The 25,234-nt window shown below is 41.3% G+C and carries 28 protein-coding genes and 1 pseudogene; 19 read left to right on the forward strand and 10 right to left on the reverse strand.

The genetic code is table 11. The features are described from left to right. Window positions 1-127: 127 nt before the first annotated feature. Both FTU39_RS12825 and FTU39_RS13905 read left to right on the forward strand, forming a co-directional pair. On the forward strand, window positions 128-1,033 hold the full coding sequence (locus FTU39_RS12825; protein WP_180052254.1) for a glycoside hydrolase family 19 protein: 906 nt from the start codon (window positions 128-130) through the stop codon (window positions 1,031-1,033). Between the two features lie 152 nt (window positions 1,034-1,185). Beyond that, window positions 1,186-1,425: a hypothetical protein gene (locus tag FTU39_RS13905; RefSeq protein WP_180168693.1), complete on the forward strand. Its 240-nt coding sequence runs from the start codon at window positions 1,186-1,188 to the stop codon at window positions 1,423-1,425. A 37-nt stretch (window positions 1,426-1,462) separates the two neighbouring features. On the opposite strand, the gene FTU39_RS12835 is transcribed toward FTU39_RS13905, so the two are convergent. Further along, window positions 1,463-2,383: a Dyp-type peroxidase gene (locus FTU39_RS12835; RefSeq protein WP_180052255.1), complete on the reverse strand. Its 921-nt coding sequence runs from the start codon at window positions 2,381-2,383 to the stop codon at window positions 1,463-1,465. A 160-nt stretch (window positions 2,384-2,543) separates the two neighbouring features. On the opposite strand from FTU39_RS12835, the gene FTU39_RS12840 reads away from it, so the two are divergent. Together FTU39_RS12840 and FTU39_RS12845 are read left to right on the forward strand one after the other, a co-directional pair. Continuing rightward, the gene (locus FTU39_RS12840) at window positions 2,544-3,164 is read left to right on the forward strand and encodes a LysE family transporter (protein WP_180052256.1); all 621 of its coding nucleotides are present in this window, start codon (window positions 2,544-2,546) and stop codon (window positions 3,162-3,164) included. A 59-nt stretch (window positions 3,165-3,223) separates the two neighbouring features. Then, window positions 3,224-3,676 (forward strand): hypothetical protein, encoded by a 453-nt coding sequence (locus FTU39_RS12845; protein ID WP_180052257.1) that lies wholly within the window; start codon window positions 3,224-3,226, stop codon window positions 3,674-3,676. On the opposite strand, the gene znuB is transcribed toward FTU39_RS12845, so the two are convergent. Genes znuB through FTU39_RS12860 form a run of 3 tightly spaced genes read right to left on the reverse strand, consistent with a single transcriptional unit; the run spans window position 3,673 to window position 5,735 of the window. Beyond that, the gene (znuB, locus tag FTU39_RS12850; protein ID WP_167845687.1) at window positions 3,673-4,473 is read right to left on the reverse strand and encodes a zinc ABC transporter permease subunit ZnuB; all 801 of its coding nucleotides are present in this window, start codon (window positions 4,471-4,473) and stop codon (window positions 3,673-3,675) included. The two genes, FTU39_RS12845 and znuB, sit on opposite strands and share 4 nt — an antisense overlap. 3 nt (window positions 4,474-4,476) lie before the next feature. Next, window positions 4,477-5,265, reverse strand: coding sequence for a zinc ABC transporter ATP-binding protein ZnuC (znuC, locus tag FTU39_RS12855; RefSeq protein WP_131261255.1), 789 nt, complete (start codon window positions 5,263-5,265; stop codon window positions 4,477-4,479). Then, complete coding sequence (locus tag FTU39_RS12860; RefSeq protein ID WP_004970151.1) at window positions 5,241-5,735, reverse strand: transcriptional repressor; 495 nt, start codon at window positions 5,733-5,735, stop codon at window positions 5,241-5,243. Before FTU39_RS12860 ends, znuC begins: the two co-directional genes overlap by 25 nt. A 135-nt stretch (window positions 5,736-5,870) precedes the next feature. Between FTU39_RS12860 and FTU39_RS12865 the strand changes: the two genes are divergently transcribed. The 10 genes from FTU39_RS12865 (at window position 5,871) to FTU39_RS12910 (ending at window position 14,061) form a co-directional block, all read left to right on the forward strand. Continuing rightward, the gene (locus tag FTU39_RS12865) at window positions 5,871-6,710 is read left to right on the forward strand and encodes a metal ABC transporter solute-binding protein, Zn/Mn family (RefSeq protein WP_104852883.1); all 840 of its coding nucleotides are present in this window, start codon (window positions 5,871-5,873) and stop codon (window positions 6,708-6,710) included. Between the two features lie 172 nt (window positions 6,711-6,882). After that, entirely contained in the window at window positions 6,883-7,281 is a 399-nt protein-coding gene (locus tag FTU39_RS12870) for an ATP synthase subunit I (RefSeq protein ID WP_004970147.1), read from the forward strand. A gap of 103 nt (window positions 7,282-7,384) precedes the next feature. Continuing rightward, the gene (atpB, locus tag FTU39_RS12875) at window positions 7,385-8,260 is read left to right on the forward strand and encodes a F0F1 ATP synthase subunit A (protein ID WP_004970145.1); all 876 of its coding nucleotides are present in this window, start codon (window positions 7,385-7,387) and stop codon (window positions 8,258-8,260) included. A gap of 85 nt (window positions 8,261-8,345) precedes the next feature. Further along, complete coding sequence (gene atpE, locus FTU39_RS12880) at window positions 8,346-8,591, forward strand: F0F1 ATP synthase subunit C (RefSeq protein WP_000424060.1); 246 nt, start codon at window positions 8,346-8,348, stop codon at window positions 8,589-8,591. 39 nt (window positions 8,592-8,630) lie between these two features. Next, complete coding sequence (locus tag FTU39_RS12885; RefSeq protein ID WP_004970142.1) at window positions 8,631-9,101, forward strand: F0F1 ATP synthase subunit B; 471 nt, start codon at window positions 8,631-8,633, stop codon at window positions 9,099-9,101. Between the two features lie 14 nt (window positions 9,102-9,115). After that, on the forward strand, window positions 9,116-9,652 hold the full coding sequence (locus FTU39_RS12890) for a F0F1 ATP synthase subunit delta (protein ID WP_004970141.1): 537 nt from the start codon (window positions 9,116-9,118) through the stop codon (window positions 9,650-9,652). A gap of 40 nt (window positions 9,653-9,692) precedes the next feature. Next, window positions 9,693-11,237 carry a F0F1 ATP synthase subunit alpha gene (gene atpA / locus FTU39_RS12895; RefSeq protein WP_004970138.1) on the forward strand — a complete coding sequence of 515 codons (1,545 nt, stop codon included), beginning with the start codon at window positions 9,693-9,695 and terminating at the stop codon, window positions 11,235-11,237. Window positions 11,238-11,320: 83 nt separating this feature from the next. Beyond that, window positions 11,321-12,190 (forward strand): F0F1 ATP synthase subunit gamma, encoded by an 870-nt coding sequence (gene atpG / locus FTU39_RS12900; protein ID WP_004970136.1) that lies wholly within the window; start codon window positions 11,321-11,323, stop codon window positions 12,188-12,190. A 29-nt stretch (window positions 12,191-12,219) separates the two neighbouring features. After that, window positions 12,220-13,614 (forward strand): F0F1 ATP synthase subunit beta, encoded by a 1,395-nt coding sequence (gene atpD / locus FTU39_RS12905; protein WP_004970134.1) that lies wholly within the window; start codon window positions 12,220-12,222, stop codon window positions 13,612-13,614. Window positions 13,615-13,641: 27 nt separating this feature from the next. Continuing rightward, window positions 13,642-14,061, forward strand: a complete 420-nt coding sequence (locus FTU39_RS12910) for a F0F1 ATP synthase subunit epsilon (RefSeq protein ID WP_004970132.1) — start codon at window positions 13,642-13,644, stop codon at window positions 14,059-14,061. 79 nt (window positions 14,062-14,140) lie between these two features. Here FTU39_RS12910 and FTU39_RS12915 read toward each other — a convergent pair whose 3' ends face one another. Together FTU39_RS12915 and FTU39_RS12920 are read right to left on the reverse strand one after the other, a co-directional pair. Further along, window positions 14,141-14,731, reverse strand: coding sequence for a hypothetical protein (locus tag FTU39_RS12915; protein WP_136144381.1), 591 nt, complete (start codon window positions 14,729-14,731; stop codon window positions 14,141-14,143). A 324-nt stretch (window positions 14,732-15,055) separates the two neighbouring features. Continuing rightward, complete coding sequence (locus tag FTU39_RS12920) at window positions 15,056-15,601, reverse strand: glutathione peroxidase (RefSeq protein WP_004970127.1); 546 nt, start codon at window positions 15,599-15,601, stop codon at window positions 15,056-15,058. Between the two features lie 285 nt (window positions 15,602-15,886). On the opposite strand from FTU39_RS12920, the gene FTU39_RS12925 reads away from it, so the two are divergent. Next, window positions 15,887-16,795 (forward strand): DMT family transporter, encoded by a 909-nt coding sequence (locus FTU39_RS12925; protein ID WP_096902732.1) that lies wholly within the window; start codon window positions 15,887-15,889, stop codon window positions 16,793-16,795. An 84-nt stretch (window positions 16,796-16,879) separates the two neighbouring features. On the opposite strand, the gene FTU39_RS12930 is transcribed toward FTU39_RS12925, so the two are convergent. Then, on the reverse strand, window positions 16,880-17,173 hold the full coding sequence (locus FTU39_RS12930) for a hypothetical protein (RefSeq protein ID WP_004970123.1): 294 nt from the start codon (window positions 17,171-17,173) through the stop codon (window positions 16,880-16,882). 131 nt (window positions 17,174-17,304) lie between these two features. On the opposite strand from FTU39_RS12930, the pseudogene FTU39_RS12935 reads away from it, so the two are divergent. Beyond that, window positions 17,305-18,362 (forward strand): annotated as a pseudogene (locus FTU39_RS12935) (RNA-guided endonuclease InsQ/TnpB family protein). A 34-nt stretch (window positions 18,363-18,396) separates the two neighbouring features. Here the strand turns inward: FTU39_RS12935 and FTU39_RS12940 are convergent. The 3 genes from FTU39_RS12940 to FTU39_RS12950 are packed head-to-tail and all read right to left on the reverse strand — an operon-like array spanning window position 18,397 to window position 21,413. Next, the gene (locus FTU39_RS12940; RefSeq protein WP_004970120.1) at window positions 18,397-18,966 is read right to left on the reverse strand and encodes an L-threonylcarbamoyladenylate synthase; all 570 of its coding nucleotides are present in this window, start codon (window positions 18,964-18,966) and stop codon (window positions 18,397-18,399) included. Between the two features lie 48 nt (window positions 18,967-19,014). Further along, the gene (dprA, locus tag FTU39_RS12945) at window positions 19,015-20,238 is read right to left on the reverse strand and encodes a DNA-processing protein DprA (protein WP_004970117.1); all 1,224 of its coding nucleotides are present in this window, start codon (window positions 20,236-20,238) and stop codon (window positions 19,015-19,017) included. A gap of 17 nt (window positions 20,239-20,255) precedes the next feature. Then, entirely contained in the window at window positions 20,256-21,413 is a 1,158-nt protein-coding gene (locus FTU39_RS12950) for a LysM peptidoglycan-binding domain-containing protein (protein ID WP_154321170.1), read from the reverse strand. A 121-nt stretch (window positions 21,414-21,534) separates the two neighbouring features. Between FTU39_RS12950 and def the strand changes: the two genes are divergently transcribed. The 3 genes from def (at window position 21,535) to FTU39_RS12965 (ending at window position 24,731) form a co-directional block, all read left to right on the forward strand. Continuing rightward, window positions 21,535-22,065 carry a peptide deformylase gene (gene def, locus FTU39_RS12955; RefSeq protein ID WP_154321169.1) on the forward strand — a complete coding sequence of 177 codons (531 nt, stop codon included), beginning with the start codon at window positions 21,535-21,537 and terminating at the stop codon, window positions 22,063-22,065. A 101-nt stretch (window positions 22,066-22,166) separates the two neighbouring features. Next, window positions 22,167-22,607: a DUF2946 family protein gene (locus FTU39_RS12960; protein WP_373424839.1), complete on the forward strand. Its 441-nt coding sequence runs from the start codon at window positions 22,167-22,169 to the stop codon at window positions 22,605-22,607. 63 nt (window positions 22,608-22,670) lie between these two features. Beyond that, window positions 22,671-24,731 (forward strand): TonB-dependent copper receptor, encoded by a 2,061-nt coding sequence (locus tag FTU39_RS12965; protein ID WP_180052259.1) that lies wholly within the window; start codon window positions 22,671-22,673, stop codon window positions 24,729-24,731. The last annotated feature ends 503 nt before the right edge of the window (window positions 24,732-25,234 follow it).

The raw sequence follows: 25,234 nt of genomic DNA on the forward strand, positions 1-25,234 counted from the left end.
CAGCTTGCTTCAAGATACTCATGATCAAGCTGTCTGAATACTTAGATGTTTTCATAGAAAATCTCCTTAAATCAAGGTTATTCGATTTTCTACTTTTAAACTCAATTATTTTTAGGGAGGATTACCTGTGGATGTCGTTAAAGGTAACACTAATCAGGATAAGCCAACCATAAATAAAAGAATAGATAACGCAGAGTGTGCTTGTAATAGAGATATCACTGTAGAAGAATTTAAGAAGATTACAAATACTTCGACTGCATTAAGTTTTTTAAATGATTTGAATCAACAATTTAAAAAATTAAGTATGAATAGGTGTTTAGAAAAAGCACATTTTATCGCACATACATTACATGAAACTGCGGGTTATAGACTTATGGAGGAAGGGCTAGGAGGAAAGTCGGAAAGTGAGGTTTATGATGGATATAAAGGTAGGGGCCTAATGCAAATTACCTATAAATCAAATTATGAGGGATATGGTAAAGCTATTAATGAGAACTTTCTAGGAGCCAATAAAGTACGTATTGCTAAGGAGAAAAAACATGCGGTAGGTTCGGCGGTGTGGTATTGGCTTCATTCTAAATCAGGTGGCTTAACTCCTTATGCACTAAATAATGATTTGATAGCCACATGCTCTTTAATTAATGGGGGATATAATGGTTTCGATGATAGAGAGAACTACTTAAAAAGAGCTATTTCCGCTTTCAATATTAAAGAATGTGGATATCTTAATAAAAAAATAATAGCCACGTTGGACTCATATTTGAGTTTTGAGGAAAGTTCTATTGCGCAGAATAAAAGTGGTGAAAGCTTTGGTTGGGGACTATGGAATGATCCACTAGGTAAAAAAAAGGGAAAAATTAAAAATTTAAACGAAGCAAAAAAAGGATATATGCGTTTTCTTGAAATGACTAAAACGACAACCTTTCCATTTGGTACTAAAAAAGAAGGTGGGCAGATAGTGAGTCGAAAGCGTTATGGTTATACGGCGAATGCTGCGAAATTATTTGCTGAAAAAAGGTTAAAAGAATTATGAGAATTTTCTTTATTTTGTTATTTATTTTAGTTTCTTGTACACAGGTTTATTCTTCAGAAAAAGATTACTATTGTTTTAGTAGTGGTAGCAAATCTGTTCTATTGGTGCCTAGTGAATATCCTAATATAAATTCAATTATGTATTATCCATTCATGAAAAAAATTGAACTATCTACGACTTTAAGGATTGAAGAAGTGGATATGGGGGATAACGCCAAGCCTGAAATTTATAGGACAGTACAAGAGATTATTGACAATAAAGTGAATGGACAATACAGGTTTATGTCACAAGGCTATATCTTGTATGAAGCAGAATATTTAAATTTAAAAACTAAAAAGACAACAGTTTTTAATAAAATAAATTTAGATGCAAAGGGTATTAATTGCATTTAATAAAATCAAGAAGCCGACTCTCGTCGGCCTCTTTATCTTAACCTTCCAAAACTTCTTCTAGCAGCTCCTCACTTGGGGCAAAGTAATATGCGCCATCCATGGCAGTCACAAAGTGCAATAAACGGTCATGGATGCCATCACCTGAAGTACCAAACATACGTTCTAACATGGCATCAATAATGCTCAAATCTTTGGTATAAGCAATAAAGAATAAACCCTGATCGCCCTTGCCATCACCATAAGGTAAAGAGTGGCGCAAAATTTCCATTTCATCGCCTGCATCATCTTCAACGACTGTACGTGAAACGTGCGAATTTTCAGGTTGTACATCTTCGTCTAATTCAATCGATTCAAGTTTGGTGCGTCCAATCACGTGTTCTTGGGCATCGACTTTGAGCTTTTTCCATTTTTCTAAATCGTGACAATAGCGCTGTGCAAAAATAAAAGAACCATCGGCAAACACGCCTGCATCTTCCCCTAAAAGTGCAACTTCGGCACGATCATCTGGAAATTGTGGGTTTTCGGTACCATCAATAAATCCCGTCATGTCGCGTCCATCAAAATAACGGAAACAGACCCGTTCATCCAACACTTCAATTTTGTCTTGGATCCCCTCAAAAAAGGCCTGACTGAGCGCAAAGCAAATATCTGAACGGGCACTCGCGAGATGAATAATCACATCGGCAGGCACGACAGGCATTGGGTACGCCCCTTGAATCGGTTGTAATTGTTTAAAACCATCTGGAGATTGCTCATAGAGTTGTGCCCAAAGTTCAGGACCAAAAGCAACGCCAGTTTTAATTTGGGCATGTGGATGTTGGGTAATCAAACGATCCCGTGTGCTAAACAAGTCAGCCAATTTTTCTTTTAACTCAGTAATGCTTAAGTCTTTTAAACGAAGTACAAGAAAGCGAGCATGATCTGAAGGTAGTGGCAAAATTACAGATTGGGCAGTCATGTATAGCTCCTGAAAATTTGTTGTTTTCTATAAAGTTGACTTTATTGTGCCTGATTGTATGTAGGCTTAATAGCCTCAACCCGATTTTTATTCCACGTTTTTAGTCATGAGATTAAGTGAAATATCATATAATGCACTGTCTTGTGAAAAGCGGCGATATATGTCTTATCAAGTTTGGATTGCGTTTATGTTGGCCTGTTGGGTGATTAGTGTTTCACCTGGCGCGGGTGCAATAGCATCTATGTCGAGTGGTTTGAATTATGGTTTTCGACATGGTTATTGGAATGCGATTGGTCTACAACTGGCCTTATTATTGCAAATCGCGATTGTAGCCGCAGGGGCAGGAGTATTATTTGCGACAACGCCTTGGGCATTTCTGATTGTGAAATGGTTTGGTGTGGCGTATTTGTTATATTTGGCGTATTTGCAATGGGCAGCGCCTACACAGTCAATTGAAATTCAGCATGAGCTGACGCGAAAATCTGCTGGAAAATTGGTGATGTACGGATTTCTGGTCAATATGAGCAATCCCAAAGCAATTGTGTTTTTATTGGCAGTTTTACCGCAATTTTTAGATTTATCTAAACCACAATGGACGCAATATGCAATTATGGCGTTGACCATGATTAGTATTGATTTGATTGTGATGGCGGGCTATACGGGCTTGGCTGCAAAAGTTTTACGTTTGTTAAGATCACCGAAGCAGCAAAAAGTCATGAATCGTACTTTTGCTGCATTGTTTGCAGGCACTGCTTTTTTGTTAAGTTTGGTGCATCAGTAATGTCTTCAATTAAACAAAAGTGTATGTTGTAATTATAAAAAAATAGATTGAGATATACGTTGAAAATTAAAGGTATACCGCGAGCACGTTATTGGCAACATTGTTGGATTAGCATGTTGCTTTTGAGTTTTTCAACTTTAATTGCAATTGGATTAGCAATTCAGTTTTCAGTAGATCGCGTGTTTTGGCCAATTGCTTTGATGGCACACTTGAGTATCAATTTAATTTTTTCTTTTGTATTTGCCGCCTTGCAAACTTATTTTAAACATACGGTGTGGCAAAGTGTGGTGTTGATTAATATCACAGCTGTGTTGTTGATTGCCATTCATGCAATGTTTTATCTACAAAAGATAGATTGGAATGCTATTTCAGAAGGTCAGCAGCAATTGAGTCTTTTACAGCAAGTGATTCATAGTGATATAGCACTGTGGATAGCGTATATGCTGCCACTTTTAGTCGTAATGCTCATTGCTGCAATACAAAAATATAGATACTCATTAACGAAAAACTAAGCCATGGTTCTGACTTTTTGAACGCTAAAAATCACCGCAAAAATGATCGCCATAGTCATCACAATACTTAAACCTGTCGAAATATTTAAGCCCGCACTTGACCATAAACCTACGCTGACTGCAATTTGCGCCACAATAAATGCCCAAATCACCATTTGTTTAGGCGAGTGAGCCAATAAACGTGCGGTTAAAGCGGGAATCACCAACAATGCGCCCATCAATAAAGAACCGACTGCACGTAAAGCCAATACGGTAAATAATGCCAACAACAACATAAAAATCAGGCGTTGCCATTGGGCATTCACGCCTTCACTGACCGCAATATCAGGGTCAATTGCAATTTGAATTTGTGCCTGCCAAAATTTATACAGCACCGCTAAAGCAACAATAATCACTAGGGCAAATACAGGTAAATCTGCCCATGAAATGGTGAGTAAATCACCAAATAAATAGCTCAGCAACTCAGGACGCAAACTTGGAATATGTTGAATAAAGAGCAACCCTGAACAGAGCAAGGTCGCAGAGCAGAGCGCCAATAATGCATCATTCGGCAACCGTGGATCATGTAAAATCCACAAAACACCCACCAATAATAATGCCAAGAAGGTCACACCCATCCACAGAGGTAAACTCAACGCGCCTGCAATCGCCACACCCAATAAGGTGCCATGCGCCATCGTATCGGCAAAAAAGGACATACGTCGCCACAGCATTAAACAGCCAAGTGGGGCGGTCAAAAATACCAATAAACTGCCCATGATCCATGCAGGTAACAGCAATTGTAGCCAATCCATCATGGGTTAAGCTTCCGGTTCAGGGTGAATATGAGGACGTGAATCATGCTGACAAGGCTCGGCATGATCGCCATGGGCGCAGTGTTCATGGTGATGTTGATAAAACACCCGATTGGTTCCAAAAATAGCTTGGTATTCAGGATGTTGCTGTACATTTTCGGGCAAACCGCTACAGCAAATGTGTTTATTTAAACATACCACACGATGCGTACCTTGCATGACCCATTGCAAATCATGCGACACCATCAACACCGCACAGCCATATTTGCTCGGTAAGTTGCGCACATAGTCATACAGTTCAGCTTCGGACTGAATATCTAGTCCTTGCATCGGCTCATCCAGTACCAAAACATCAGGTTGACGTAATAAGGCGCGTGCCAATAGCACCCGTTGCCGCTCACCACCAGACAGTTGTTGTACTTTTGAATCTTGCAGTTTGGCAATGCCAGTATCGCGGATAATTTCTGCTTTAATTGCGTCTGGGCATTTTTCTAAAGCCAGTAAATCTTTCACTCTTAAAGGCAAGCTGTGTGAAGGATTAAACTTTTGCGGCACATAAGAAAAGGTCAATTTGCGAGCATTTACGAGCTTGCCTGCATTTGGTTTGACAATGCCAAGCAAGACTTTAATTAGAGTCGATTTTCCTGCGCCATTGGGGCCAATTAGCGTGACAATTTCACGTGCATGTAATTCAAAATCGACATTTTTTAAAATATCGCGCTCATCTATTCGCACCTGAATATTGTGCAAGGCGATGAGCGGTGCAGTGGTTATTTGCTGTTGCACTGCTGACATTTTCCAGAAATCTCAATAATGCTGTGATGCGGGCTAAAGCGGTCAGAGGCTGCCAACTGATCTAATTGCTCTAATAAACCTTGCGCTGAAGCTTCTTTAACGACTTTACATTCAGTACAGATTAAAAAAGCCGCTTGGTGTCCTTCACGTGGATGACAGCAAGGAATATAGGCATTGATTGAAGTCAAACGGTGAATTAGTCCTTTTTCCAGTAAAAAATCTAAAGTACGGTACACCGTTGGCGGTGCTGCAGGACGATCAGACTCACTTTTAATTTTCGCCAATAAATCATAAGCACCCATTGGTGCAGATGCCTTGAGAATGAGTTCCAACACTTCTTTACGTAGCGGTGTTAAACGAGCACCTGTTGCCGCACATAAACTTTCAGCTTCGGCAAGACGTTGATCGACATTGTGATGGTCGTGAACGCCATGTAATGCATTGTGATGCTCGTGCGAACATAAGCTCATAGCCACCCCAGTTGAACTTTAAAAGAAAAACGACAGTAAATCTTAGCATGAAGCGTTATTAGTTTCGATTATACGTAGGTATTTTTATAAATTTGTTATATTATAACATTTGTCGATTTTTCGTGATATGCCGCAATGTTTCGTTTATTTAGTTTCTGTCTTTTAGCGTTATGCAGTACTGTCAGCATGGCGCAGGCTTTGGTGGTGTCTACCCATCCTATCTATTTGATTGCCCAAAAAGTCACGCAAAATATCGAAACACCCACGTTATTACTGGCAGATCAAACAGGGCATGATGTATCGCTCACGCCTGCACATCGAAAAATCATCCAAGATGCGGATTTAATTATTTGGCTAGGTAAGGCGCATGAAGCACCGCTAGAACGTGTATTACATCAAAATCCTAAAGCGATTGCTTTATTAGATACGGGCATTATGAAAACTTTGCCGCAGCGTTCAGAACGTGGTGCAGCATTAAAAAATACAGTAGACAGCCATGTCTGGCTAGACCCAAACAATGCGGTGCGTATCGGCTTCTTTATTGCCGCGTTACGTTCTCAGCAAATGCCTGAACATCGCGATGCTTATTGGAATAACGCACGTGCCTTCGCACAGAGTTTATTCAAAAGTGCAAGTCAGTTTCAGACTCAAACTGCAGTACAGCCATATTGGGCTTATCACGATGCCTATCAATATTTAGAACGTGCCTTAAATTTAGAATTTTCTGGGTCGATGACCAATGATCCGCATATTGCGCCAACAGTCGCACAAATTAAATATTTGAACGATCACCGACCAAATCCAAAAATGTGCCTACTTGCAGAAGGACATGCCAGTAAAAATCAGTATATGAAATTGAATCCAATTGTGTTTCAAAAGGTCGATGAAAGCATGCGCGGTGCAGATGATTTTGTGCAAGCGTGGCAGCAATTAGCCAAGCAAACCAAGGCTTGTGTATTAAATGCACGAAAATGATGCGTTTTTTAAGCAAAATTGAAATATGACAATTCCGAGACAAACATGCAAAAAAACACGACTAAGGTCGGGAAACGATTGCATGTTCAGGGGGCTAACTCTATAATGCCTGCGATAAAAAACGATCATCAGTTGAACTTGTCAAGCATTAATGCTGTGAGTGGATAAAAAAATGAGCCGAACTAGTCGCTTGATTGACCGACGATTAGCTAAAGCTTTGGTCTTCTTACAAGCATTCATGATTCCAGTTTCAGCCCTGATAGCGTGGGTCTTGAAAGACTCAACGGCTGCCTTAAGCGCTGCACTTGGTGCTAGTGTTTGTTGGTTGGCAAGTTGTTATTTTTCATGGCAGTCGTTTCGAGCAGCAGGTGCACGAGCGTCCAGACAGGTTCTTTCGAACATGTATAGAGGAATGCTCGGTAAGTTTGCAATCGTGATCGTAGGATTCATTTTAATTTTAAGCAATGTACAGCCGTTATCCCCGGTGGCATTGTTTTGTGGTTTTATGCTCGTTCAAAGCATGTCGTGGGTTGCGCCATTTTGGGTGTCACGATTACAAAAACGAGTCTAAACGCAGCAAAAATTGAAAAGTTTTTCAGGAATAGGCGAGATATCAAGCAGCACGCGATGTTCGTTTGTTCTATTAGTTTTTTTACATTGACCAGGTGTGATTTATGGCTGCTGAAGAACATGCCCTTACTTCGACCGAGTATATCAAGCATCACTTGACCAATATGACCTATGGCAAAATGCCAGACGGTTCATGGAAGTTGGCTGAGTCTGCTGAAGAAGCTCAACAGATGGGGTTCACTGCTATTCACTTGGATTCAATGGGTTGGTCTATCGGACTTGGTCTGATCTTCTGTTTATTGTTCTGGATTGTTGCGAAAGCTGCAAATTCAGGCGTGCCTGGTAAATTCCAGTCAGTAATTGAAGTGATTATCGAGTTTGTGGATTCAAGTGTACGTGATACCTTCCATGGGAAGTCTCGATTAATTGCACCCTTAGCATTAACCATTTTCGTGTGGATTTTCCTCATGAACTTGATGGATTTGATCCCTGTTGACTTTATTCCTTATGTAGCTCAACAGGCGATTGCATCTATGCTGGGTGTGGACCCTCATCAGGTTTACTTTAAAATTGTTCCGACTACAGATCCAAACATTACCTTAGGTATGTCTATTTCTGTATTCTTCTTAATTATTTTCTATAGTATTCGTGAGAAAGGTGTTGGCGGCTTCGTTGGTGAGTTGGCACTTAACCCATTCAACCCAAGTAATCCAGTTGCTAAAGTGCTTTTAATTCCATTCAACTTATTGTTGGAATTGACTACTTTCTTGGCGCGACCAGTTTCATTGGCTCTACGACTGTTCGGTAACATGTATGCGGGAGAGTTAATCTTCATTCTTATCGCGTTATTACCGTTCTGGATCCAGTGGGCATTGTCTGTGCCTTGGGCGATTTTCCACATTTTGATTATTACGCTACAAGCATTCATTTTCATGATGTTGACTATCGTGTACATGAGCATGGCAAGCGAAAAGCATTAATGGTATGGCCTAACTGTCATCGGGCGGTTGGGCACACAATTTTTTAACTTAATTTGGTATAAAACCTAACCTCTGAGGAATTATCATGGAACTCACTTTAGGTCTAGTTGCAATTGCATCTGCTATCTTGATCGCTTTCGGTGCTTTAGGTACTGCGATTGGTTTTGGTCTTTTAGGCGGTCGCTTCCTTGAAGCTGTTGCTCGTCAACCAGAATTGGCTCCACAACTTCAAACTCGTATGTTCTTAATCGCAGGTCTTCTTGATGCTGTGCCTATGATCGGTGTTGGTATTGGCTTGTTCTTCATCTTCGCTAATCCATTTGTAGGTTAATCAGCTTAATTCCGAAATTCACTATTTGAGGAATTTGCAATGAATATCAACCTCACATTGTTTGGCCAAGCGATTGCATTTGCGATTTTCGTCGCATTCTGCATGAAGTTTGTATGGCCACCACTAATCAATGCGATTAGTGAGCGTCAGCGTCGTATTGCTGACGGCTTAAATGCAGCTGAGAAAGCCAAAGCTGATCTTGCCGATGCGCAAGCTCAAGTGAAAGCTGAATTAGATGCAGCTAAAGCACAAGCGGCTCAATTGATCGAACAAGCGAATCGTCGTGCAGCACAATTGGTAGAAGAAGCGCGTACCCAAGCATCTGCTGAAGGTGAGCGTATTCGTCAACAAGCGAAAGAAGCTGTTGATACAGAAATCAATTCTGCTCGCGAAGAATTACGTCAACAAGTAGCTGCGCTTGCAGTAACTGGTGCAGAGAAAATTCTTAGCCAGCAAGTTGACGCAGAAGCTCACAATGCCATGCTGACTCAGCTGGCTGCTAAACTTTAAGAGAGAGGCAGATTATGGCTGAACTCTTGACGTTGGCACGCCCATACGCTAAAGCAGCATTTGCTTACGCTTCTGAGCAAGGTGCAACTGACAATTGGTCAACAGCACTTAACTTGCTCAGTGCTGCGGTGCAAGACGAAGCATTTTCAGCTTACTTAAATCGCCCTGAGCTTACGCCTGCTGAGCAGGTGAGTATTTTTGCCAAAGTTTTAGGTGAAGACCAAACTGCAGCAGTGTCAAACTTTTTGACATTGCTTGCTGAAAACAACCGTTTGGCTTTGCTTCCTGAAATTCAAGCAGAATACGAACAGCTCAAATCACAGAATAACAATACTGTGGATGTTGTGATTGAATCAGCATTCCCATTGACTTCTGTACAAGAACAAATTCTTGCTCAAGCGTTAGAAAAACGTTTCGCTGCGGCAGTAAATGTTTCTGTAGAAGTGAACCCAGCGTTAATTGCGGGTGTGGTTATTCGTGCAGGCGACCAAGTGATAGATGATTCTGCGCTTAACAAGCTTGAAAAAATGCGGACACGTCTTTTAGCTTAATTGCGAAGACTGAACTAATAAAAGATTGAGGTATAGCGCAATGCAACAACTGAATCCATCCGAGATCAGTGCGCTCATTAAACAGCGTATCGGCGATCTGGACACCAGCGCGACCGCTAAAAACGAAGGTACCATTGTTATGGTATCCGACGGTATTGTGCGCATTCACGGCCTTGCTGATGCAATGTACGGTGAAATGATCGAATTCGACGGCGGCTTATTTGGTATGGCACTGAACCTAGAACAGGATTCAGTGGGCGTCGTTGTTTTAGGTAACTACTTAAGCCTTCAAGAAGGTCAAAAAGCACGTTGCACAGGTCGTGTATTAGAAGTTCCGGTTGGTCCAGAACTTTTAGGCCGTGTGGTAGATGCTTTGGGTAACCCAATTGATGGTAAAGGCCCTATTGATGCAAAATTAACTGATGCTGTAGAAAAAGTAGCACCAGGCGTAATTTGGCGTCAATCAGTGGATCAACCTGTTCAAACTGGTTATAAATCAGTTGATACCATGATCCCTGTAGGCCGTGGTCAACGTGAGTTGATCATTGGTGACCGTCAAACTGGTAAAACAGCAATGGCGATCGATGCGATCATCGCTCAGAAAAACTCTGGCATTAAGTGTGTATACGTAGCAATTGGTCAAAAACAATCGACTATCGCAAACGTAGTACGTAAGCTAGAAGAAACTGGCGCTATGGCGTATACCACTGTTGTCGCAGCAGGTGCATCTGATCCAGCAGCAATGCTGTATTTAGCTCCGTACTCTGGTTGTACAATGGGTGAATACTACCGTGACCGTGGTGAAGACGCGTTAATCATTTATGATGACTTGTCTAAGCAAGCTGTTGCGTATCGTCAAATTTCATTGCTTTTACGTCGTCCACCAGGTCGTGAAGCGTATCCAGGTGACGTGTTCTATCTACACTCGCGTCTACTTGAGCGTGCTTCTCGTGTATCTGCTGACTACGTTGAGAAATTCACTAACGGTGAAGTTAAAGGTCAAACTGGTTCTTTAACTGCATTGCCGATTATTGAAACTCAAGCAGGTGACGTATCTGCATTCGTACCAACCAACGTAATTTCGATTACAGATGGTCAGATCTTCTTAGAAACATCATTATTCAACGCGGGTATCCGTCCTGCTGTGAACGCGGGTATTTCTGTATCGCGTGTTGGTGGTTCTGCTCAAACTAAGATCATCAAAAAATTGTCTGGTGGTATCCGTACCGCTTTGGCGCAATACCGTGAATTGGCAGCGTTTGCTCAGTTCGCTTCTGACCTTGACGAAGCAACTCGTAAGCAACTTGAACATGGTCAACGTGTAACTGAGTTAATGAAGCAGAAACAATATGCGCCATACTCAATTGCTGACCAAGCTGTTTCAGTTTATGCATCTAACGAAGGCTACATGGCTGACGTAGAAGTGAAGAAAATCGTAGACTTTGATGCTGCGTTAATTTCTTACTTCCGTTCAGAACATGCTGCGTTAATGCAACAAATCGATGAAACTGGTGATTTCAACAAAGACATCGAAGCTGCAATCAAAGCAGGTATTGAAAGCTTTAAAGCGACTCAAACTTACTAATTTAGCATTGGCTAGTTAGGGGTTTGGTTCACGGAATCAACCTTCGGAAGCCTGAAAGGGCTTTCGAATACTAGGTTAAGCGTATGGCAAATTTAAAAGAAATTCGCGCCAAAGTTGCTAGTATCAAGAGCACGCAAAAGATTACTCGCGCGATGCAAATGGTTGCTGCTTCTAAGATGCGTCGTGCGCAAGAGCGCATGGCTCAAGGCCGTCCGTATGCCGAAAATATGCACCGTGTAATTGCTCATTTGGTACAGGCGAACCCTGAATACAAACACCGTTATATGATTGAACGCCCTGTAAAACGCGTTGGTTATATCATCGTGTCTTCAGATCGTGGTTTGGCAGGTGGCTTGAACATTAACTTGTTCAAGAAAGTTGTAAAGCATGTACAGCAACAACAAGAGCAGTCAATTGAAGTTCAGTTTGCTTTAATTGGTCAAAAAGCGGTTTCGTTTTTTAAAAACTACGGCGGTAAAGTGCTTGGTGCAACTACAAACGTAGGTGACGCGCCAAGTCTTGAACAGTTATCTGGCTCTGTGCAAGTGATGTTAGATGCGTACGATAAAGGCGAGTTAGATCGCATTTACCTCGTGTCAAACGGCTTTGTCAATGCCATGACTCAAGATCAGAAAATCGAACAACTTGTTCCTTTAGCATCTGCTGAAGAAAACAAGACTCTTAACCGTCAATACGGTTGGGATTATATCTATGAACCAGAAGCTGAAGAGCTGTTAAATGGTTTATTGGTTCGTTACATCGAGTCTATGGTTTATCAAGGTGTGATTGAAAACATCGCATGTGAACAGTCTGCGCGTATGGTTGCAATGAAAGCTGCAACAGATAACGCAGGTGAACTGATCAAGAGCCTACAACTTATTTATAACAAGCTGCGTCAAGCCGCGATTACTCAGGAAATTTCTGAAATCGTTGGTGGTGCCGCTGCCGTTTAACATTATTAGTTTGAATTGAGGAGACAGCAATGAGTGGCGGTCGTATCATTCAGATCATCGGCGCGGTTATCGACGTCGAGTTTGAACGCAACAGCGTTCCTAAGATCTATGACGCTCTCCAAGTTGACGGTACTGAAACTACATTAGAAGTTCAGCAACAACTTGGTGATGGCGTAGTTCGTACTATTGCAATGGGTTCTACTGAAGGCCTTAAGCGTGGTTTGAACGTAACTAACACTAACGCGCCAATCTCTGTACCAGTAGGTACAGCGACACTTGGTCGTATCATGGACGTTCTTGGTCGCCCTATCGACGAAGCTGGTCCAGTTGCAACTGAAGAGCGTTTACCAATTCACCGTCAAGCGCCTTCTTATGCAGAACAAGCGGCTTCTACTGACCTTTTAGAAACTGGTATTAAAGTCATTGACTTACTTTGCCCGTTCGCGAAAGGTGGTAAAGTTGGTCTGTTCGGTGGTGCGGGTGTTGGTAAAACCGTAAATATGATGGAGTTGATCAACAACATCGCTAAAGCGCACTCAGGTTTATCTGTATTCGCTGGTGTTGGTGAGCGTACTCGTGAAGGTAACGACTTCTATCACGAAATGAAAGACTCTAACGTTCTTGACAAAGTAGCAATGGTCTACGGTCAGATGAACGAGCCGCCTGGTAACCGTTTACGCGTAGCGTTAACTGGTTTGACTATGGCTGAGTACTTCCGTGATCAAAAAGATGAGAACGGTAAAGGTCGTGACGTATTATTGTTCGTAGACAACATCTACCGTTATACACTAGCAGGTACTGAAGTATCAGCACTTCTAGGTCGTATGCCATCTGCAGTAGGTTATCAGCCTACACTTGCAGAAGAGATGGGTGTTCTTCAAGAACGTATTACTTCAACTAAGTCTGGTTCGATTACATCTATTCAAGCTGTATACGTACCTGCCGATGACTTGACTGACCCATCACCTGCTACAACGTTCGCGCACTTAGACGCAACTGTAGTATTGAGCCGTGATATTGCATCTCAAGGTATTTACCCTGCGATCGATCCACTAGACTCAACTTCACGTCAGTTAGATCCATTAGTTGTTGGTACTGAGCATTACGAAATTGCTCGTTCAGTTCAAAACGTTCTTCAACGTTATAAAGAATTGAAAGACATTATCGCAATTCTTGGTATGGACGAATTGTCAGAAGAAGACAAACTTACTGTATACCGTGCACGTAAGATCCAACGTTTCTTCTCTCAACCGTTCCACGTAGCTGAAGTATTTACTGGCGCGCCTGGTAAACTTGTACCGCTTAAAGATACAATTCGTGGCTTTAAAGGTCTTCTAGCTGGTGAATACGATCATATCCCAGAACAAGCGTTCTATATGGTTGGTGGTATTGACGAAGTGATTGCTAAAGCCGAGAAACTTTAATTAGCAGCTCTAATTTAGGAGATTCTCATGGCGACTATGCAATGTGATGTTGTAAGTGTAAAAGAGTCTTTGTACTCGGGCACTGTGACTATGCTAATTGCAAAAGGTGCTGGCGGTGAACTCGGTATTATGCCGGGTCACGCACCACTGGTAACTTTGCTTCAGCCGGGTGCAATCCGCGTTCTGCTGGAAAATGGTACAGAAGAATTAATCTATGTATCTGGTGGCGTTCTAGAAGTTCAACCGCATGTTGTTACGATTCTTGCAGATACTGCAGTTCGTGCAGAAAACTTAGATGAAGCGGCAATTATTGAAGCGCGTAAACACGCTGAACAATTGTTGGCAAATCAAAAGAGCGATTTGGACTCTGCTGCTGCTTTGGCTGCTTTGGCAGAAACTGCTGCACAGTTGGAAACCATCCGCAAAATCAAAAACCGCGCACTTTAATTGTCGGTTTAAGATTGAAAAAAGCCACTCGAAAGAGTGGCTTTTTTTATGCTGTTTGGAATTGAAGCCTTATCTTTGCTTAAGATGCTGTATTGGTAGTTTCAGTAGGCTGATTTGACTCACCTTGTAAAATCATCCCCGCCAGTTTTAGCATTTCAGCTTGAATACTCCCCATTTGCTGTTCCAGTTTCTTAAAGTCCACTTTGCTTAAATCGACTTGTCCATTTAAAAATGGTGAAGCCAAAACTTGCTGATTGGCAGCCAATAAGTTTTGACGGATGGTATCAATTTCCTGTGTTTTTAAGTCTAGGCTGCTTAGTGTTTGATTGAAGCCTTGTAACTGCTGTTGTAATTGAGTCGCTGCAATTTGTAATTGTTGTGGATCTTGCGCATCTACAGCGGTTTGCAATTCAGACTTGGTTTGATTCAGTTGTTCGACATATTGACCTGCTTTGAGCTGTAGATCAGCCACATCGCGCACAATATAGAACATATTGCCACTGCTTAATGGAGCGTTGGTTGGGTTTGTATTGCTGTTGGATGATGCGCTGGAATCATCTTGATTAGTTGTTTGCGTTTGCGGCGTGTTCATTTGATCACAGGCGCTGAGTAGCAAGGCAGAACTCAATAGTGCAAACGGAAGTAGTGTCTTCGAAGATACATTTTTCATATTCATGTGATTTTTGGTACTCATTGAGAATGAATATAAAACGAAAATATGAATAAAAAACAGATTGTTGCAAAGCAATAACAAATCTTAATTTTTTTGTCTAAATCAAAAAAAATAGGAGTTTTAAAGAAACTCCTATGAATTACACTTCTTTCATAAAAGAAAAATGATCATAAGTAATGCGTCGAATTGATATTGATAGTCCCTTCTCTTGCGCCATATATGGCTCAGGATGAGGAATATATTCCGCAAGAGGATGAGGGAGCTGAATTATTGATTTAAAGAGAATTTATGAAAGAACTCTTTAACTTGCTGAATAAAAAATTATTTAGCCAATTCAGCCTCAATCGCTTCTACAATGCGCGGGTCATCTGCGGTTAAATCTGGGGCAAAACGCGCCACCACTTCACCTTGTTTATTCACCAAAAACTTTTCAAAGTTCCACAATACTTCAGGTGGTTCATTTGGGGTTAAGCCGTAATCAACCAAATCTTTCCACCATGGGCCTTCACCAATACGTTCAGGAATTGCTTGCGTTAAAGCCGTGTAGAGAGGATGTTTTTCTGCACCCACGACTGGAATTTTAGCAAACAATGGAAAACTCACCTGATAATTCAGTGAGCAAAATTCCTGAATTTCTGTATCGCTGCCCGGTTCTTGTGCCAAGAAATCATTCGATGGAAAGGCTAAAATTTCTAAGCCTTGTGCCTGTTTTGCTGCGTAGAGTTGCTGTAAGCCTTCGTATTGCGGGGTTAAGCCACATTTTGATGCCACGTTCACGATCAACAACACTTTTCCTGCATATTGATTTAATGTGGTTTCCGTACCCTGATTGGTTTTTACTGCAATGTCATAAACTGAAGTGCGCATAGTTGCTTCCTAGAATCTGTATTTTACCGCTACTGTTGTAACTGTAATTTTTGGGTACAGCAAGTTTTATAGCAAAGAAATTTACGACACTGATGGAATCCCGCATAGCCGTGATATTGCGCAGAAAAATGTAATTCGTATCTGCATTTTATTTTATTGATGGATAAATCGAGCGAAAAGTGCCATAAATAGACACTGGGTTTTTAGCACTTTGCATCACAAGTCAGTTATAGAAAAGGGTTTCACAGCAGGTATGCTGTTTGGTACAACAAGGATGATGAATACATGATACGGTCAGATAAAGGCGTATTTTGGGCAATTTTATTGCCATTGATTGCGGTATTGATTTGGTCTTTAAATATTGCAGTAACGAGGTATGTGGCGGAGTATATTTCACCCGTCAGTATCAGTTTTTATCGCTGGTTGATTGCTTTTCTGATTTTAACCCCGTGGATATTGCCCAAAGTTTGGCAGCAGCGTGAGTTGATTCGTCCACATTTGAAACAGTTGGCAGTGCTTAGTGCTTTTGGTTTGGTGCTGTATCAAGGTCTAAGCTATACCGCAGCCAATTACACCACTGCAACCAATATGGGCATTATTAATGCGTTTATTCCCATGTTTACGGTTTTGGTTTCATTGCTGATCTTAAAAGACATTCCGACACGATTTGCGGTTTTGGGCTGCATTATTTCATTTTCGGGTTTGTTGTATGTGATTGCACAAGGAGATTTGCGTCAACTCAGTCAGCTGACAGGACATGCGGGCGATATGCTCATGGTTTTGGCGGTATTTTTTTACGCCTTTTATGGGGTGTTTTTAAAGAAATGGAATTTAAAATTGCCGCTCATGCTGAGTCTTTATGTGCAAATTATATTCGCCTTACTTTACCATCTGCCATTTATTTTGTGGTTCGGCTTAGATCACTTAAATAGTCAAAATGGTTTAAGTGTGCTGTATGCAGGTATATTTCCTTCAATTATTGCGCCTTTGGTATGGATGTTGGCTGTTCAATATTTAGGACCGAATCGCACCAGTATTTTTATGAATTTGATGCCTGTTTTTACGGCCATCATTGCATATTTTTGGTTGGCAGAAGTGTGGGGGAGTTATCACAGTATCGGTGGATTGATTATTTTAACGGGTATTGTGTTGGCACAAATGAAAGCACGCGTACACATTCAAGCAAAAAGTTGAGTTTAATTGGTGTTTTTTTGATCACATAAAGGTGTATTTAAAATGCCTTTTATTCAAAATTTATACAGTATTGAGTGTTATGAATTATGACAGTTTTTTTAATTTTTCTAAAATAATTGTAAAAATAGTAAGATAATTTAAATTGTTAAGAAAAAAAGATGAATCTTTCATTGAATATTTGTCTTGGATTAATAGGAAAAATCTATTTGTATAGTCGACTAAATTACTCCATAATTCACGTACTGAAAATGATCCACTGTATTCAATAATCAGTGAAATATCATTTGCAGCAAGATTTTCAAACCCTCTGGATGTGCTTTTATACACATCCTTTTTATGCTCAACCATCCCTATATGGTTGAGCTTTTTTTTATCCACTGGAGCGTAAAACCTCGTGGTTCAGCACGAGGATATAAGCGACTGGAGTAAACCATATGAACGACACGAAATGTCGTTTTAAATACTTGTACTATAGTCACTATTAAGAAAAATACTGTTAAAATAATTGGATGAAGACACTCAAATTACGCATAAAAGACAAACATTGCAAGGTGCTAAATCAGTTAGCATCCGAAGTAAATTTTGTCTGGAATTATGTCAATGATTTGTGTTTTAAGCATCTACAACGTAAACAACAATTCTTTTCAGCATACGACATTGCAAATACACGAAAGGCACATCGAAAGAATGCAACTTGCACAGTCAAACTATTCAGGCAGTGACAGAAGAATTGGTCACAAGACGCAAGCAGTTCAAAAAAGCAAAACTAAAATGGCGTGTCAGTAATAAAAAATCAGCTATACGTTCACTGGGTTGGATACCGTTTAAAAAGGTTGCAATCAAATATGCTGATGGCTATGTTGAATATGGCAAGCATCAATTTAAACTATGGGATAGTTACGGATTAAGTCAATACAATATCAAAACAGGCACATTCGTAGAAGATAGTCGTGGACGTTGGTATGTTTGTCTTGTAGTTGATGCAGTCAAAATAGAAAAAAACAACGCTAAAACCTCAATTGGCATAGATTTAGGTTTAAAAGATTTAGCGACTTGTTCAGATGGCGTAAAACTTAAAGCACCTCAAATCTATCGGCAATATGAACAAAAACTTGGTATTGCTCAACGTGCAAAAAATAAGAAACGTGTCAAAGCCATCCATGCCAAGATTAAAAATGTAAGACAAAACATGCTGCATCAATTCAGCCGAAAATTGGTGAATGAACATGCAGCCATCTTCGTTGGCAATGTGAATGCCAAAGCATTAGCACAAACCAGATTGGCTAAATCAGTGCTAGATGCCAGTTGGACAACACTAAGAACCATGCTCAAGTATAAATGCGAGAACGCAGGGGTATGTTATGAAGAAGTCAATGAAGCCTATACCACCCAAACTTGTTCGTGCTGTGGCTCACGCTCCAGTAGTCCGGAAGGTAGAGCAGGACTTGGAATAAGAGAATGGCAGTGTGTGGAGTGTGGTACGCTCCATGATCGGGATGTAAATTCCGCACTGAATATTCTTGCGCTCGGGCATGAGCGTCTAGCAGTAGGAATCTCCGTCCTTTAGGTCGGGGAGGATGTCAACTAAAATTTGTCTAAAGCTAGGCGCGAATCACTGCCCCACTCTCTGCATCTAAAATACGGCTAGGTTGCTGGCTTAAACCCAAATCACCATTTAAGTAGTGCAATTGTTGATGGAAATATTGCGTTGTCTCTTGCAAAGAGCGTGCAGGGGCAAGTCCCGCAGGATTGGCACTGGTCGATACAATAAAGCCATCAAAGGCATGGCATAACGCCATACATAAAGGATGATTGGTTACGCGCACCGCTACTTTGGGGTGTTGACCTGTAATCCACTCTGGAATTGCGGCTGTGCTGGGTAATAGCCAGGTGGTTGCTCGATCTGTGGGATAAGTATTCGTCCATGACGCAATTACGCGATCTCGCATTTCGGGGTTTAAATCCTGCAGCAAATGCTCTACTTGTGACAGATGTCCTGCCAGTAAAATCACACCTTTTTCAATCGGACGCTGTTTCAGACGCAAAATTTCCAAAAATGCCTGTTGATTATATGGATCACATCCCAATCCCCAAACCGCCTCTGTAGGATAGGCCAGTACCTGTCCTTGTTGTAGACATGCAGCGGCTTCGGTGACAGAAGTTGTAATCATGGGAGTTTTACCTAAACAGAAACGTGAAATAGGCGCTTATTGTGAACCTTATTTGAGTGGACGACAACGCAGATATAAACCTGATTGTTGTAAACAGAAGCCCATGAGTTCCAGTTCCATTAATGCGCTGGTGAGTGTGGCAATATCTAAATTCAGTTGCTGTGCCAAGTGATCGATGCTTTGTCCGACCCAATCCAGTTGTTGATACAGTGCCAATAAATGCTCGGGAATATGCGGTGTACTTGTATCTGCTGTTTTTGTTGTGGTGGTTTGAAGTATTGCTTCAGTCGGTGGTGTAGATAATTTTGCTTTTGTTGAAGCTGCTGTAGTCTGATTTTGGCTTGATGCTATTTGGTTTTGTTGATATTGCCATTGGGTGGGTAGGGCTAAATCTTCAATCACTTGTTCAGGATGATCCACTAAAATTGCACCTTCACGAATCAATTGGTGGCAACCTTGATGAAATTCACTGTAAATATGTCCTGGAATGGCAAAAATTAATTTGCCTTGCTCTGCTGCCAGTTTCGCGGTAATCAGCGAGCCACTATTTAAACTGGCTTCAGCAACAATCACGCCTAAACTTAGTCCACTGACAATACGGTTACGTCGTGGAAAATGTTGCTGTAAGGGCTTAGTCTGTGGTAAAAACTCCGTAATCACGGCACCACCAGATTCTACAATTTTTTGGCGCAGGCTGTGATGTGCACTTGGATAAGTGCTGTCCAAACCTGTGCCCATGACTGCAATGGTACGTTGATGTTGCAAAGCACCTTGATGTGCGGCTTCATCAATACCTTGTGCCAAACCACTATTGATAAAGAACCCTTGTTCACTTAAATAATAAGCAAAATCATAAGCCACTTGCCGACCATGCGGGCTGGCTTTGCGACTGCCGACAATCGCAATTTGCGCTTGCAACAAAGCCTGTGCATTGCCTTGCCCAAATAAAATGGGTGGCTTGTTGGAATAGGGTCGTAACTGATTGGGATAGTCCGCATCGTCCAAAGTTAGAATAAAATCGCACTGCTGTTGCAGTTGATTCAGACATTGTTCAAAGGCGAGTTGCCCTGTTGGGCTGAGATATTCTTTGGCGCGTTGTAGATGGTTGGCATGAATGCGCACATCTGACCATGTGAGGAGGTGTTCGGGCTGCACTGCGGCAGCCACGGAACCATAATGTTGTACGAGTTTGGAAAAACTAGACAGTGAATGTTGAACCAAATACCACAACAAAATGTAGTTGATTTGCTGTGGGCTGAATGAATTCAACATCACCATCTTAAACCGTTTTAGTCGTCCATTCGTGGTGCTTGTAAGCTCGCACCGACTTTAATAGGCAATTCGCTGTCTAAGACATAGGCGTAGCTAATGTGGTCAAAGCTCTTGAAGACCATGATATTGCCAATACGTTCGCCTGGAAGCTGAACACGTTCTTTGGTTTTCGGGTCGGTGACCACTTCGCCTTTTTGCGCTACGCTAAACACATGACCAGATTGCACGCCATGTAATGTACCGCGATCAATTGCCACAACACTGTGTTTTGCTGCAGTACCAATCGAACCCATCACACGTAGCACTTGACCACCTGTGCTGACATTTTCAGCATGCGTTGGGTAGAACAAGGTTGGCAGCATTGGGTCATAAATTGGTAAGACGCGATCACCACGACGCACTTCGGCATTGTAGGTATCGGTCAATTCAAGTGTGGTGATGTCATTTTCACCACGTACTGCAATACCTGCAGCAACTTGAGTGAGTTCAATGCCTGCATTGAATTTTTGACCATTGGCATCGGTCAGCATGTACGGTTCGCCTTCACGATATACACCGTAGCGTTGACCTACTTCCAGACCTGCACCACGTGCATACACACTTTGACCTTTAGCAGCTAAAACACGTTGATCAGAAGTACCTAAAATATATGGTGTGCCTTGTAACGCATCTGCGGCAATAATGCTGCTGCGCTCTAACCAGTGTTTGATGTAGTCAAGTGGAATCACAGGAATGGTATTATTTAAAGACTCCACTCGAATTTGCGGCTGTAAATTGGTGCTCTTGCCTGCATAACGACGAATAATGCCTTCACAGCCATCGCCTTCATCTTTACCAATAATAGGGCGACCTTCGTAGGTACACATCAACAAACGGTCACCTGGGAAAATCCAGTGTGGATTTTTTACGTGACGGTTACTTGCCCAAATTTCAGGCCAACGTAATGGGTTGTTCAGGAATTTTTTGGAAATATCCCATAAGGTATCGCCTTTTTTTACCACATACACATTTGGTGCGCTGGCTTTTAAGGCAGGCGGATTGATGTTTCGTGCAGGTGCTGCTTCAGCCACACTGATCGCACTAAGTCCCACTGTGAGACATACCGCGAGTGCTAAAACTTGCTTTTTAAACCCCAAGACACGAAAAGAGGATGTGTCTGTCAAAACCTTTTTCATTATCATAATTCCTAAAATTATGTATGTAGTTGCGTTATAATAACGATCTTACACACATTTTTTTGATGAAGCATTCCTTCATTCGGTTTTTTGATCAATGGCATATCAGTGAGGACGTCCTATGGCCTTATTACCTATTTTAAGTTTCCCGGATCCCCGTTTGCGTACCATTGCCAAACCCGTCGAAGAAGTCACCGACGAAATTCGTCAGCTGGCTGCAGATATGTTTGAAACGATGTATGCCGCACCAGGAATTGGTCTGGCAGCCACACAGGTCGATCATCATATTCAGCTGATTGTCATGGATTTATCTGAAAATAAAGATCAACCCATGGTCTTCATTAACCCCAAAGTTACCCCATTGACTGAAGAGACCCAACCGTATGAAGAAGGGTGTTTGTCAGTGCCTCAAATATACGACAAAGTTGAGCGTCCGTCACGTGTAAAAATTGAAGCGATTAACCTTGAGGGTCAAACCTTTGAGCTAGAAGCAGATCAACTTCTCGCTGTTTGTATCCAACATGAAATGGATCACTTAAATGGTAAATTATTTGTCGATTATTTATCACCACTCAAAAGACAGCGTGCCCGTGAAAAAGTGGAAAAAGTAGTACGTCAGCGTCAGAAAGAAAAAGTGGCTGTGAAGCGTTAAAACAAACAACCATCTAGTTGTCCATGTTTAGACCAAAGCATAAAAATCAGCCCAATTTCGATTGGGCTTTGTTATACTTGCGCCACACAAATTCAGGATAGATGTTTTTGTTGTTGCGTAGTGGCTTACTGCTTTCATTTATCGCAGTTTTTTTACAGATTGCTGTATTTTTACAGCCTTTGCTGCCTGAGCAATATCAAGTTGCGCCAGTCTGTGAAACCATCACGCGTGCACTTTTGTTGCCACAAGCCCACGCCGTGCATACAAATTCTTCGCATGCTGCACATTCATCTACATCTCAAGCCAATGATCAACAACTGACTGCACAGCATGAACATCATCATCACGATGCTTCACACCAATGTCAATATTGTACGGTCTATGGCAACTTGGTCTTGCCACCTGAATTAGAGCTTAAAGAAGTGCTTGATCGCATTCAGGTGCGTCTTTTGGCTTTCCAAAAACGTTTTCAACACGTTTGGTTTGCACTTCAGCAACTCTTTTTACTTCCGCAGGGACGTGCTCCACCTCACTTTGCATAAATTCAATGTTTTTCGGGTCTGCTTTGACCCTAACTGTATTTATGTTTTGAAGTGAGAAATAAAATGGCTCAGCCTAAATTTTTATTACAGCCCATTGCGGCTGCAGTTTGTGTTGCCTGCTATTCAGCAAGTGCGTTTGCCGATCAAAGTATGCTGTCTGCAAATACGCATAGCCTTGCGCCTATTGTTGCAACCGCACAACAGGGCAATGATGCTAATGGTTTGGTGGTTCGTGCTAATCCAAAACAACCCATTCAGCCGATTCCAGCCACAGATGGTGCAGACTATTTACAAAGCATCGTCGGCTTTAGTGCGGTCAACAGTGGTGCGGGTACCAATGGTGATGTGACCTTCCGCGGCATGTTTGGTTCACGTATTAAAATTTTAACCGATGGTTCTGAAAACTTAGGTGCATGCCCGAGTCGTATGGATTCACCAACCTCTTATATTTCACCAGAAAGTTTTGATGAAATTACCGTCATTAAAGGCCCGCAAACGGTGCAATATGCCAACACAGGTTCGGCAGCAACGGTATTGTTTGAGCGTAAGCCTGAGCAATTTGGTGAAGGTCAAAACTATCGTGGCCAAGCCAGTGTCTTGATGGGGTCATTTGGCCGTTTAGATCATAATGTTGAAGCGGCTGCGGGTGATGAGCAGAAATATATTCGTTTAAACGCCAACCGTTCTGTAGCAGACAGCTATAAAGATGGCAATGGTACAACTGTTCCTTCGGATTGGGAGCGTTGGAATGCTGATGTCGCTTTAGGTTGGACACCCGATGAAAACACTTGGCTAGAACTGACAGGTGGTCGTGGTGATGCCGAAGTGGTTTATGCAGGCCGCATGATGGATGGTTCTGAATTTGACCGCGAAAGTTTGGGTTTACGCGTAGAAAAGAAAAACATCACCGATGTGATTAAGAAAATTGAAGCACAGATGAACTATAGCTTTAATGATCACGTGATGGATAACTATAGTCTGCGTCAATTTAAACCAACTATGATGATGCCTAAAGAAACAGCAACAAATGTGACACGTAAAACTTTAAATGCACGTATGGCAGTGACCCATGAGTGGGATAAATTAGATTTTGTGACTGGTATTGATAGCCAGAATAATGAACATACTATTCGTAAGACAGATACTGAAAATAATATTGCACATTATGCTTTGCCTCGTTTAAAAGATATGAAGTTTCAATCTTTTGGTGGCTTTGGTGAACTTGGTTATCAATTCAACGATCAAAATAAGTTAGTCACAGGTGTACGTATTGATCAGGTCGAAGTAGACGCAGTGCAAACAGCTCAACAACGTAAAGAAACTTTGCCAAGTGGCTTTATTCGTTTGGAAAATCAACATCCGCACCATGATGCTAAAACTTATGTCGGTTTGGGCTATGTAGAGCGTATGCCTGATTATTGGGAATTGTTTAGTCCTCTGTCGGGTAACGGAAATAAAAATACGTTTAATCACATTGATACTGAAAAAACCCTTCAATTGGACTTTGGCTATCAACATGAACATGGTGCATTCAGCTCTTGGGCATCGGCTTATGCAGGTTTAATTAATGATTATATTTTGACGAATTACAAACTGAGAGATGAAAACAAGCCTCAGAGTAAAGAAAATCCTTTAGAGGCGCATACTCGCAATGTGGATGCAACGATTGCAGGTGCAGAAGTTGGTATTGTTTATCAATTTACCGATGCTTTACAGGCTGATGTGAGTGCCATGTATGCGTGGGGTGAAAACACTACGGACAATACGCCGTTGCCACAAATTTCACCTTTGGAAGGGCGTTTAAACCTGCGCTATGTTCAAGATAGATACACTTTAGGTGCATTATTACGTGTAGTCGATGGTCAAAGTCGTATAAGTAAATATGAAGGTAATATCGTAGGTTACGACCTCAAAGAGAGCAGTGGCTTTGGCGTGTTGTCTTTAAATGGCAGCTATAACCTCAATAAAAGTGTTGATGTGTCTGTGGGTGTTGATAACGTTTTGGATAAAACGTATAGCGAACATTTAAATAAACTAGGTTTAAATGGGACTGGTAGTGCAGCAAAAGTTCAGTTTAACAATAGTGGTCGTAACTATTGGGCGCGTATCAGTATGAAGTTCTAATTTGAACTTTATTTAAACCAAAAGCAGGGTTTAGGCTCTGCTTTTTACTTTTTTATTGTAATAATTATATAAAAAACAGTAGCTTAAGTTTTGTAATTGTGTTTTGAAGAATTTCACAGATTTTTACTAAAATAAATTTATAAGATAAAACAGTGGTTTATCTATTTTTGGGTTTATAAAATAAACACTCGAAATATTTCTTTTACAAAAAGCCTTGCATGGCAAAATATTTGGCCTATAATGCACATTCATCGGCGGTGATGTTGATAAAAACTTGTTGAAAAACAATAGCTTGGTTGATTGATTTAAGATTAATTGAGTTTGTTTTGAGTAGATGGGTTTGAAAATAAAATCAACATTGCATGTTGACTTTATGGAAATAAAGCGTAATATAGCCGACCTAGCTTGATGCTGACGAAGCATCGAGAAGATCATTAAGAGATTATGAAGAACAACTTGTGTGGATTTTTACTGATTGATTGATCGAAGATATTTCATTGATT

It is taken from the genome of Acinetobacter sp. YH12099 (assembly GCF_013419195.1).
Lineage (GTDB): Bacteria > Pseudomonadota > Gammaproteobacteria > Pseudomonadales > Moraxellaceae > Acinetobacter > Acinetobacter towneri.